Here is a 10,281-nt window from a genome sequence, read left to right as displayed (position 1 = left end):
CGCCGGTCCCTGGTAAACGACACCAGAGACCGGCGGCGACGCGACCTGGAGATTCGATCCCCCCCGACCCCCGCCGGGAGAGTGGAGCGGCCCCATGCGCTGATCGGCACACGACGCCGAACAGCGCACGGGTCCGACCGATTCTCATGCGGGGAGAGCCCCACTCCCCCGAGGGTCGCAGGCTCCAAGGTGCGTGCCCGCCCGGCTCATGGCACACGACGCCAGCAGCCGGGCGGGCACGACCGGGGGATTCTCATCGGTGGTGTCGCGGGGCTGATCGCGAGTCTGAGACCCGATCTCGGCTGAGAGGGCGCAACGTCCGACGCTCACTCATCGCCATGCTCGATCCGCCCGCACCTTCGCACTCCGCCGGGGCCGGCTGAAGGGCGCCGGTCCCGACTCCGTGCTTCGGTCCGGGCTCCGTGGCACGGCACACCCACTGCAGGATCTGAGCGCGGCCGGGCGGTGATTGGCCAACGACGCCAACCACCGCCCGGCCACGACCGATTCTCATGCGGGGAGAGCCCCACTCCCCCGAGGGTCGCAAGCTCCGAGGAGCGTGTTCCCCCGGTTCCCGGCACACGACGCCGGCAACCGGGGGAACACGACCGGGGGATTCGATCCCCCCGACCCCCGCCGGGAGAGTGGAGCGGCCCCATGCGCTGATCGGCAAACGACGCCGAACACCGCATGGGGCCGACCGATTTCATACGGGGTGAGCCCCGCACCCCCGAGGGTCGCAAGCTCCCAAGGTGCGTGCCCGCCCGGTTTCCGGCACACAACGCCGCCAACCGGGCGGGCACGACCGGGGGATTCTCATCGGTGGTTGCGGCGAGCATTGCAGCGATCCCGAACCCGATCCCGGATGCGAGGACGCTACGTCCCGCCGAGCGCTTATTGCCAAACGAGATCCGCCCGCACCTACGCACTCCGCCGGGGCAGGCTGAAGGTCGCCGGTCACGACTCCGTGCTTCGGTCCGAGTTCAGCGGTTCGATGTGACCTCGGCGAAGTGCGGAGCGCGTTGTCCCAATCCCCGGCACACGACGCCAGAGACAAGGACAAGGACAGGGACAAAGCGAGCTGGGGATTTGATTCGTCTCTTACATCCGCTGGGGGAGGATCATTCACAGATCCTCATCCGGGGCTGGCAGTCGCGGCCGGTTCGACGCTGGGCAGGGGGAAGATCAACGCGCCGGTCTCGAAGCCGGCCACCCGTGCCTTGGCGATCAGATCCCCCAGGATCTCGGCCGGCAGTTGCGGTTGCCGGGCCAGGATCCACAAATACTCCCGCGTCGGCCCCGAGATCATCGCCCAGCGGTATTCGGGATCCAACTCGAAAACGTGATAGCCGCCGTAGAAGGGGCCGAAGAAACTGACCTTCAGGCTGGCAACGTCCGGAGTGGACTGGAAGTAGGCGCGGCCCTCCGCTGTTCTCCAGACCTCCTTGGCCGGTTCGTAACCCCGGTTGAGCACGGCAAGACCTCCGTCCTCGCGCCGGCTGTAGGTGGCGGTCACCTGCTCCAGACCGCGCTCGAAGCGGTGGTCCAGACGGGCGATCTCATGCCAGGTGCCGAGGTAGCGCTCGGCGTCGAAGCCCCGCACCGGCGCGATGCCCTCCGGCACGCCGGTACAACCGGCCGCCAACAGCATCGGGAGCAGGAGGAAAAGTACGAGCAGCCACGGGCGAGGATTCATCGCGGGTACCGGGTCGGGTGGATGTGGGTGTCGGTTGCCCGTCCCGCGAGGGCTCGTGACCCGCTCGGATGCGCGTCCCTCGGCGTCACGGGTCGCGCCGGACGGCACGGGAGGTGCGCCGCGGCGAGCACGCACGGGCCATCGCGCCCGGCCGATCCCGCATCGCGACGCCGACGATGAGCGCCGCGGCAGGCTAGGGACCGTCCGAAAGACCTGTCAAGGCAAGGGCAAGGCAAGGGCAAGGCCGCGCCGGGTCATCCCCTCGCCCGAGGACGCGTCCGTCGTCGAGCGATGAGCGGCTCGGGATCCGGCGTGGCGCGTGACCGGGGTCGAAACGACCCGGCGACGATCGCCGCCGTTTGCGGGATGATGGCGACTTTCTCTCCTGCCCCCGGCCCTGCGCCTCACGCCGATGCCCGCCGAGTATCTTGCCGCCGGCTTCCCCGATGTCGATGCGAGCACGCGCACGGCGGACTACACCCGCTGCCTGGAGTTGCTCGATTCACTGCCTTACTTCCGGGCCTACAAGGCGCGCAGCGCTGTCCTGCTCGATCTGCACGCCGGTCAGACGATCCTCGAGATCGGCTGCGGACTCGGCGACGACGCCCGCCGCCTGGCCGAGCGGGTCGCACCCCGCGGGCGCGTCTTCGGCATCGACCGCAGCCGGCGCCTGCTGGCGGAGGCGCGGGCGCGCACCGCCGCGGCAAACGGGCTCGCGTTCGTGCAGGCCGATGCCCGCGCCCTGCCCTTCGCGCCGGCGAGCGTGGATCGCTGCCGGATCGATCGCGTCCTGCAGCACATCCGCGACCCGCAACGGGCGATCGACGAGGCGGCGCGCGTGCTGCGCCCCGGCGGGTGCCTGCTCGCCTACGACAACGACTGGGGCACCTTCGCCCTGAGCAGCCGCCTGCGCGAGACGACAGCGCTCGTCCAAAGCCGCTGGGCCCATGCCTTCACCAACCCCTGGATCGGACGGGACCTGCCGCGCATGCTGCTCGCGGCCGGCTTTCACGCCGTGCACGTCGAGCCGAGCGTCTCGCTGATCCGGGAGGTCGACCTGGCCGACCGCGTCTACAACGTGTCGGACACCCTCGACCGCGCGGTGCGCGACGGCGCCCTCTCGGCGGCGGCGGCCGAGGCATGGCGCGCCGAGCAGGCGTTGCTCGGCCGCACCGGCGGCTTCCTGTGCAGTCTCACCGCCTATACCGTCGTCGGCACCCGGTGAGCGACACGGCCCATGCCGGTCCGCGCTATCCGAGTGCATCATCGTTCGTCGGGCTCGTCGGGCACACAGCGCCCCTGCCGACATCGGCCCTCCAGCAGGCGATCGCGCGACACCATAAAACGGCACGCGGCGCGCTCCGGCCGCGCGCCGTTCGCATCGCGACAGGCGCACACGTCCGGGGCCTTCCGCAGGCAACCCAGACAATACTCATCATCGTCGGTGCTCCGACAGATCCGATCCGTCGGGCAGCGCCGGTGTCCGGGTGGGCATGGCGTGGCGCAGGCCGGGAGGAATTGCACCATCGGGATCGTCCAGGCGGTCCAGGGCGGCATGCTCCAGCGACCGGCATGCCAACGCACCAGGGTGTCGCGCAGCTCCAGCCGATCGCAGAAGGTCTCGGTGTCGGACTCCAGCGTGCGGGTGCAGCGCACGCCCGGCAGGTCGGCCGAAGGCATCGCCAGGACGACGCGCGGCCGACACTCGTCGCGTTCGAGACAGGTCGGGTCGCGCGGGATCTGCCCGCTCTCCAGGATCACCGTGCCCTGGATGCGCAGGTCGCCCGAGAGTGTGCTCCACCCTGGAGACGACTCGTGCGGAGGGGTCCGGTCGAGCTCGGCGAATACGTCACCCCAGTCCCGCGAGGAGCGCACGAGACGCGGCGGTGCGCAGCCGTCCGCCGTCGTGTCGGACGCACCCTCGCGCACCGCGTTCGCGCCGGACCCGGCCTCGCGCGGCACCAGGCCCGGCGGCAGCGTCGGGAACCGCTCCAGGAGCCGCTCGGGGTCGGTGTCCGCGGCGCAGGCCGCCGGGTCGTCTTCTTCGTCACAGGGGCCGAGTACCTGCACCGCCCAGCGCCCGTCCTGCTGCTGCAGGAGCGCGGTGACGTCCTCGTAGCGGCGCGCCCCGTCGCGCGATTGCGGGGCGGCCTCGATCCAGGCCCAGCCCGCGCGCACCCGCAGGGTCGCGACGACGAAGACCAGATCCGGCCCCGTCAGGTGCGTCAGCTCCGCGCGCAAGGCGTCGAGGATCGCGCCCCGCTCCGGGCTGCCGGGCGGCGGCGTGGTGATCGTCTCGCTCGTGGCCGGCGTCGCCGCGTGACTCGCCATGCAGCACCCCAGCAGGATCAGGATCAGGATCAGGGCGTCGCCGATCCGGGCGCGTGTCGGGTTCATCCTCGTGTCCTCGCTGCAATGAGATGACGAGGCCCGCGCGAGCGCATGACCGCGCGCCCTCAAAGCCCCATGATGTCCCGCAGCTCCACGCTGCCGAGCACCTGGCAGTAGATCATGTCGGGATCACGATCTCGCGCATGCGCCGGTGGAAGGGGAACCAGCGCGCGGCCTCCTGCGGATCGGCCGGGATCTCCAGATAGAGGTTCTGCACGTCGATGCACAGCAGCGCCGTCTCGGCCGGGTCCAGCACCAGGTCCTCGGGCTCGGGGGCCTGCGCGTAGTAGAAGGAGCGGTAGGCGGTCTTCCAGCGCATCGAGGTTCTCCGGGTGATGGGACGGGCGGGTAGCGCGCGCGGCCGCGCCAAGCAGGTGCGAGCCATCGGCGCCGATGATCCCCGCGCGTGCAGCGTAACCGGCTCGACCCGGTTGTGATCCGTAGCCAGCGGGACGTCTCATGGGCGATGACGCCGTCGGGCGTGACGATCCGATCCGGGTCGGCAGGGCGTCGAGGTTCAGCCGTGACCGGTCACCCAGCACCCGAAAGACGGTGACTCTTCAATCCTGTTGGCGAGCCGTCGCGGCCGAACCATGGGGTTTCTAGCCCAAACCGCACAAAAACCCCACTTTGGAAGACTGCATCGCCCTGCCCGACATGGATTGCAGCCTGAGGCCTGCCGACGTCTCCGAGCTGGGGGCATGTCCAGCTCAGCCCCTCGCAGCTCCCGTGCCAGCATCCATAAGGCGGTCAGACGCCAGCGAGATAGGCTGTCTTCCACCCGGCATAGCGCTCGACCAACCCCCGTAACGCTTCGGGCTCATAGGCCCGCAAGCCGCTCAGGATGAGGGTCTTCGCGCCCTGCCCGACCGGCTCCCCGGCGGCCGTCAGGCGGAACCCGAGTCGGGCCTCGCCGCGCTTGCCCGTCACCTCCAGCTCGGTCGATTCCAGAGCAATGTCCACGTCGGGGCAGTCCAATCGGTCCAGCTCGAACGACATCCGGTCATAGATCACCAGCGGCCGATCCGGGTTGATCATCACACCCTGCTGCTCCATGAGCGGCACCAGGATGTGCGGAAAATTCCGACCCGAAAAGGCCACGTAGCGGCGCACCAGCGATTCAATCATGACCAGATCCCGGGTCACCGGTCCCGAACGCTCGACCTCGAGACAGGGCTTGCCGTCGACCGTCTCGACCAGGACGCCGGCGCCGCTCTCAATGACGTTCAATGCGGTATCCGCTCCGACCATTCCGGTGAAGTGAAAGGTCATCCGGCGCGCAAGACCACATCGGGCGAGGACAAGTGCAAAGAGGAGATCGCCGGGGACACAGAAGCGCGGATTCGTCGCATCGTGGATCGGATTGAAGTCACCCGCGACCTCCTTGGCGAAGGCGCTGCCTTGCGGCGCGGAGATGCGGAGCGTGCCGTCTTCGGCCGCGTGGAAAGGATCGAGAAACATGGCTCAAAGCTCCGAGGTCGGGGAGGCCGGGCGACCTGCCACCGGGGCGAGGAAAGGACATCGACCGCGCAAGGGATCGGGTTGGCGCTGATTGCCCTCGGGGAACACTGGCGCTTCGTGCCCACGCACCACGCGGTTCATCCCTGCAGACGCTGAGGCCACTTGGAGAAGCCAGCCCTCGCCGGCACCCCGGCACCCCGGCAGTGTCGAGGTTAAGCTGAGATGCCGTGTCAGATCCACTACGAGACGTCAGCGTTGGACAACGCCGCCCCACCATCCGCGAGCATCGAGTATCACCGAAGCGGATACCGCGGAGTGCCTCCGACTGTGTTCCGGGAAGCCGTCACCGGTCTTTCGCAGCGTGGTGACTCATCAATCCTGACAGCGGTCACCGAGCAACCGAAGTGCACCGACCGACGCAGACCCCATTGGTCGCATCCTGAACTGCAGTCGCACCGGCAGAAATCCGCTATAGAGCGGTCGCACGGTTTAGGCGATCGCGTCCCTCAAGCGCTTAGTGTCGGCGATGTAGCTCGCTGCGCACACCCTACCTCGTCAACGTCCAAATAGGCTGAACCGCGCCCGAGCGTTTGAGTCGCTGCCGCCGATCAGGATCCTGGTTGTTGCGCATGAGGTCGAATATGTCGTGCAGAAGCGCTTCCGCCTCCGCGAAATAGCTGTGGCCCAAGAGGTCGACATCGAAGTCTGGTACGGCGATCGTGTTGACCCCGTCAACGACTGTGTACGGTTTGAAGTATCCTGCACGCGGGGCATCGTGCACGCGGGCGGATAGGTGCACGGCCTTGTCTGCATCGGAGGCGTAGAGCGTCGTTCGCTCGCTGTGATTCGGATAGAGCCTCGCGAGGTCAAGGAAGAGGTCACGGTCGACGTCCGGCGCGGCCAGGAAGATCTGGCCGAACTTAATCCGTCCACTGGTCTCGGCGTTGCTGGCGATTCGCTGCAGCGCACGGAGCAGGCCCCGGTTGCCCATGCTGTGCGCGATCAGGTGAACTCGGTCGGCACCGCAGTGCTCGACAAGGTCGATGAGAAACGCGGTGATTGCCGCTTCGCTCGCCTCGATGGTCGCCTCGTCGGCCGTGTAGGCGGTTACGCTGCCGCGCGATGGCCAGCTGAAAAAGGCTGTTGCCCCGGGCACCTTCAGATCGCAACCAAGCTGGGCTGCACGGATCGCCGCCTCCTCGAAATCCACATTGAATCCGTGCAGGAAGACCAGCGCATGGGGAGTCTCCTTGCTCTCGCGCGCCGCCGCCATTGCCTCCTGAATCTCATGGAAAAATGCGACTTGCTCTCTGGCTTCGATGGCTTGCACCTTTAATCTGTCGTCTCGCAGATCAAAGCGACACAGCCGTGTCCAGAAGCTATTGCCGATCTCGCCGAAGCGGTGGGCTTCCGGAACATGCACCAGCACTCGGCCGCGGGAGATCTCGTCATGTCGCTCGACACCGTAACCGCCGCGTCCGTCGGGCCTCCGATTGGTACCGAACCAGACGGGAAAGACAACGCCGGAGCCCGTTGCCGCTCCCGGGTCAATCGACAGTACCTTCGGTGTGCTCTTCTGCGGTTGCAAGCCCCGGCGGTCGAGGTCTGTCAGCAGCGCGCGTACCTTCTGTTCAATGGTTTGCGATTCAGCGGCCTCCGCGGCCAGACGTCGCTGGATCTTTTGCGAGAGCGCGAGAGCGATCTCCCGATTGCCGGCCTGAACCGCATCGTCGAGGGCTCTCATAAGTTCATCGATCGAAGGGGCATTTGTGGACCGAATCAGAGCCATGAACGCACTCCTGGAGTAAGTTACGACCTCAATCGCCGCACCGAAGCCAATCCAATACACGGAATTGTTCCGTTATCATAACCGCCTACCGGAGCTCGCTCGTGACTGAAATCGAACGGGGCGTGACATGACGGAACAATCAAGCACCCAACTGACCGGCGATGGCGCGATTGCCGCCGATTCCTCGACGGCGCTCGGCGCCGGTGCCGTCCTGATCGGGGGGGACAATCCGGGCGACATCAACACCGGGCGCTCGATTCACGCCAATGAAGGTGCTCGGGTCGTCTATGCGGAGCAGGGCGCCACCGTCGTCATCGGCGATGCGCCGGTCGCGATGACAGCGGTGGATCGCCATACCCTCCTCGGGCGCTACCTTCAGCATCTCATCGGGCAGAACCGCTACCTGCAGCTGCAGGGCATCCGTTCCGGCGGCCGGCTCGTCAACATCGAGCTGGATCGGATCTACATCACCCTGCGCACTGCACGCGTTCCGGAGGAGCGAACACGGGCCGACTGGCTCAAGGCTGAGGGTCTCCTGGCACCGGGCGAGCACCACCGGCATCGCCGGGATGAGCCGCCGCGCGACATCACGGATGTCTCCGTCAATCAGGCACTCGCCGAGCATCGGCGCCTCGTTGTCCTGGGCGACCCCGGCTGCGGCAAGACCACACTCCTGCGCTACCTCGCACTGCTGTTCGCCAGAGATCTCGCGGAAGGCACCGGGTTGGCTCGGGAAAACCTCGGCCTGACCGAACCGGGAACGCTGCCGATCCTCATGCCCCTGCGCCAGATCGGGCGTTACCTCAAAGAGCACCGCCCCAAGGACGATGGGACCGAGGGGCACGCCCTCCTCTTGGAGTTTCTGACGCGCGTGCTCGCCGCCGAGCGGATCGAAGTCCCCGGCCACTTTTTTGACGATTGGCTGAAGGCCGGGAAGGCCGCTGTCCTGCTTGACGGACTCGACGAGATCGCCGAGCCGGATCTGCGTCGCCGCGTCGCAAGGCTCGTCGATGCCTTTACCCGCGCCTACCCGGAGTGCCGCTATGTGGTCACCAGCCGCATCCGGGGCTACACGGACGCCTCGCGGCTGAGCGAAGGGTACGCCACGACCACGGTTCGCGATTTCTCGCCGGAGGACATCCGCCGCTTTCTCACCCAGTGGCATCGTTTGGTGGCTATCGGGCAGCACGGTCCCGGCGCGGAGGCCGAGGCGCTCGCCACTTCTCAGACGGATCAGCTACTCAATGCGATCGCCCAGAACGAGCGCGTCGGTGACCTCGCCATCAATCCGCTGATGCTGACCGTCATCGCTTTGATCCACCGTGATCGGGTCAAGCTCCCGGACCGTCGGGCCGAGCTGTACCAAGAGGCGGTCGACGTCCTGCTGGGCAAGTGGGACGAGGCGCGCGGCGTTCCCGAGTCGCAGATCCTGAGCGACGGCGTGTTCGATGCCGGCGACCGCCGGCTCGTGCTGCAGCAGGTTGCCCTGACGATGCACGAACGAAACATCAAGGAAATCGACGTCGGACCCTTGAAAGACTTGCTCGGAGAGGAACTTCGCAGCTCGACTAACGATTCTCGTGGGCTGGAGGCGACTGTGGGTCGCTTCCTTGGCGTCATCGCCGAGCGTACAGGCTTGTTGATTGCGCGCGCCGAGGGGACCTATGCGTTCTCCCATCTGACCTTCCAGGAGTATCTCGCGGCCTTGGCCGTTTCCGGGCGAGATGACTATCTCGACTACACGTTGGCGCGCTCTTCGGATCCTTGGTGGCGCGAGGTGATCTTGCTCGAAGCGGGCCACCTCAGCACCCAGAGCAAAAAACGTACGACTCGTCTCATCCGCGCCCTCGCCGATTCCAAGCGTGAGCCGCAGCTCTACCACAACCTCGTCCTGGCAGCCGAGTGCCTGCGCGACGCCGGTGCGAGCCGAATCGAGGACGACCTCGAGAGAGAGCTTCGTACACGCTTGCAGCGCGAGTTCGGCTCGCGTCCCCTTCGGGGGCCGCTGCGCATCGTGCACACTCTCCTCACACGACGAATGACTCCGGAGCAGGTGGTGAGCCGACGGATTGCGGCGGCCGAGGCGCTGAGCCGGATCGGCGGCACACAGTTCTGGTCGCGGCCACATGGCGAGCCCGAGTGGGTTTGCATCCCAGCCGGCGCCTTCACCATGGGTGAAGGCGCTGAAGCGCATCGCGTCCAGCTCTCGGAATTCAGGATCGGGCGCGTACCCATCACCAATGCCCAATATGCGCTCTTCATCGAGGCATCCGATCATGAGGCGCCAAGTGATTGGAATGGCCGGCGTCCGCCGCGGAGCCAAGAGTCTCACCCGGTCACCGGAGTCGGATTTCGGGATGCCTTGGCCTATTGCCGTTGGCTCGCCGAGGCGACAGGGAAGTCGATCACACTGCCGAGCGAGGCAGAGTGGGAGAAGGCAGCGCGGGGCTCTGAGGACTCGCGTGCCTATCCATGGGGAGACGCCTTCGATGCGGCGAAGTGCAATGCTCGGGACTTCGGATTCGATGGCACCACGCCGGTCGGCAGCTTCCTCAAAGGTGCCAGTCCATATGGATGCCTGGATATGGCGGGCAATGTCTGGGAATGGACACGCAGCCTCTGGGGCGAAGACTTTGGGTCGCCTGATTTTGGATATCCTTACGACCCGTCCGATTCCAAGCGAGAGGCACAGAATGCATCCAAGGCCATCCTTCGGGTCGTGCGCGGCGGCTCATGGTATGCCCTTCCCGACGTCGCGCGCACCGCCTTTCGCTACAGTCTTCTTCCCGACTACCGGTTCTACGGCCTTGGTTTTCGGGTGGTGTTGCGCGCCCCCCCTGTACTCTGATTGGTCTCCGGAGTGGGTGCGGGGGAGCCTTCTCCCGCCGCGCGCCGCACGTCGCCCCCACTCGGCGCGCGGTGCACGACAGCGAGAACAGCTATC

The 10,281-nt window shown here is 66.9% G+C and carries 7 protein-coding genes; 2 read left to right on the top strand and 5 right to left on the bottom strand.

What is annotated here, in order from left to right:
• Nucleotides 1-1,135: 1,135 nt before the first annotated feature.
• The gene (locus AADX97_RS06695; protein WP_374238935.1) at nucleotides 1,136-1,696 is read right to left on the bottom strand and encodes a lipocalin family protein; all 561 of its coding nucleotides are present in this window, start codon (nucleotides 1,694-1,696) and stop codon (nucleotides 1,136-1,138) included.
• 412 nt (nucleotides 1,697-2,108) lie between these two features.
• Here AADX97_RS06695 and AADX97_RS06690 point away from each other — a divergent pair, with 412 nt between their 5' ends.
• The gene (locus AADX97_RS06690) at nucleotides 2,109-2,921 is read left to right on the top strand and encodes a methyltransferase domain-containing protein (RefSeq protein WP_374238618.1); all 813 of its coding nucleotides are present in this window, start codon (nucleotides 2,109-2,111) and stop codon (nucleotides 2,919-2,921) included.
• A gap of 38 nt (nucleotides 2,922-2,959) precedes the next feature.
• Here the strand turns inward: AADX97_RS06690 and AADX97_RS06685 are convergent, their stop codons facing one another.
• The 4 genes from AADX97_RS06685 to AADX97_RS06670 form a co-directional block, all read right to left on the bottom strand.
• Complete coding sequence (locus AADX97_RS06685) at nucleotides 2,960-4,093, bottom strand: hypothetical protein (RefSeq protein ID WP_374236519.1); 1,134 nt, start codon at nucleotides 4,091-4,093, stop codon at nucleotides 2,960-2,962.
• Nucleotides 4,094-4,205: 112 nt separating this feature from the next.
• Nucleotides 4,206-4,406 carry a hypothetical protein gene (locus AADX97_RS06680; RefSeq protein WP_374236520.1) on the bottom strand — a complete coding sequence of 67 codons (201 nt, stop codon included), beginning with the start codon at nucleotides 4,404-4,406 and terminating at the stop codon, nucleotides 4,206-4,208.
• A 431-nt stretch (nucleotides 4,407-4,837) separates the two neighbouring features.
• A complete protein-coding gene (locus AADX97_RS06675; RefSeq protein WP_374236522.1) occupies nucleotides 4,838-5,548 on the bottom strand; it encodes a DUF3581 family protein in 711 nt (236 codons plus the stop codon).
• A gap of 547 nt (nucleotides 5,549-6,095) precedes the next feature.
• Nucleotides 6,096-7,292 (bottom strand): alpha/beta hydrolase, encoded by a 1,197-nt coding sequence (locus AADX97_RS06670; RefSeq protein WP_374236523.1) that lies wholly within the window; start codon nucleotides 7,290-7,292, stop codon nucleotides 6,096-6,098.
• 172 nt (nucleotides 7,293-7,464) lie between these two features.
• On the opposite strand from AADX97_RS06670, the gene AADX97_RS06665 reads away from it, so the two are divergent.
• Nucleotides 7,465-10,185 carry an SUMF1/EgtB/PvdO family nonheme iron enzyme gene (locus tag AADX97_RS06665; RefSeq protein WP_374236524.1) on the top strand — a complete coding sequence of 907 codons (2,721 nt, stop codon included), beginning with the start codon at nucleotides 7,465-7,467 and terminating at the stop codon, nucleotides 10,183-10,185.
• Nucleotides 10,186-10,281 lie beyond the last annotated feature (96 nt).

Source organism: Thiocapsa sp. C2-2m (assembly GCF_041903745.1).
GTDB lineage: Bacteria > Pseudomonadota > Gammaproteobacteria > Chromatiales > Chromatiaceae > Thiocapsa > Thiocapsa roseilacustris.
This window is presented reverse-complemented; position numbering and strand designations above follow the sequence as displayed.

Bases quoted from the DNA above. Each gene is read 5' to 3' on its own strand.
- AADX97_RS06695 (WP_374238935.1), bottom strand. From the start codon at position 1,696: ATGAATCCTCGCCCGTGGCTGCTCGTACTTTTCCTCCTGCTCCCGATG.
- AADX97_RS06690 (WP_374238618.1), top strand. From the start codon at position 2,109: ATGCCCGCCGAGTATCTTGCCGCCGGCTTCCCCGATGTCGATGCGAGC.
- AADX97_RS06685 (WP_374236519.1), bottom strand. From the start codon at position 4,093: ATGAACCCGACACGCGCCCGGATCGGCGACGCCCTGATCCTGATCCTG.
- AADX97_RS06680 (WP_374236520.1), bottom strand. From the start codon at position 4,406: ATGCGCTGGAAGACCGCCTACCGCTCCTTCTACTACGCGCAGGCCCCC.
- AADX97_RS06675 (WP_374236522.1), bottom strand. From the start codon at position 5,548: ATGTTTCTCGATCCTTTCCACGCGGCCGAAGACGGCACGCTCCGCATC.
- AADX97_RS06670 (WP_374236523.1), bottom strand. From the start codon at position 7,292: ATGAGAGCCCTCGACGATGCGGTTCAGGCCGGCAATCGGGAGATCGCT.
- AADX97_RS06665 (WP_374236524.1), top strand. From the start codon at position 7,465: ATGACGGAACAATCAAGCACCCAACTGACCGGCGATGGCGCGATTGCC.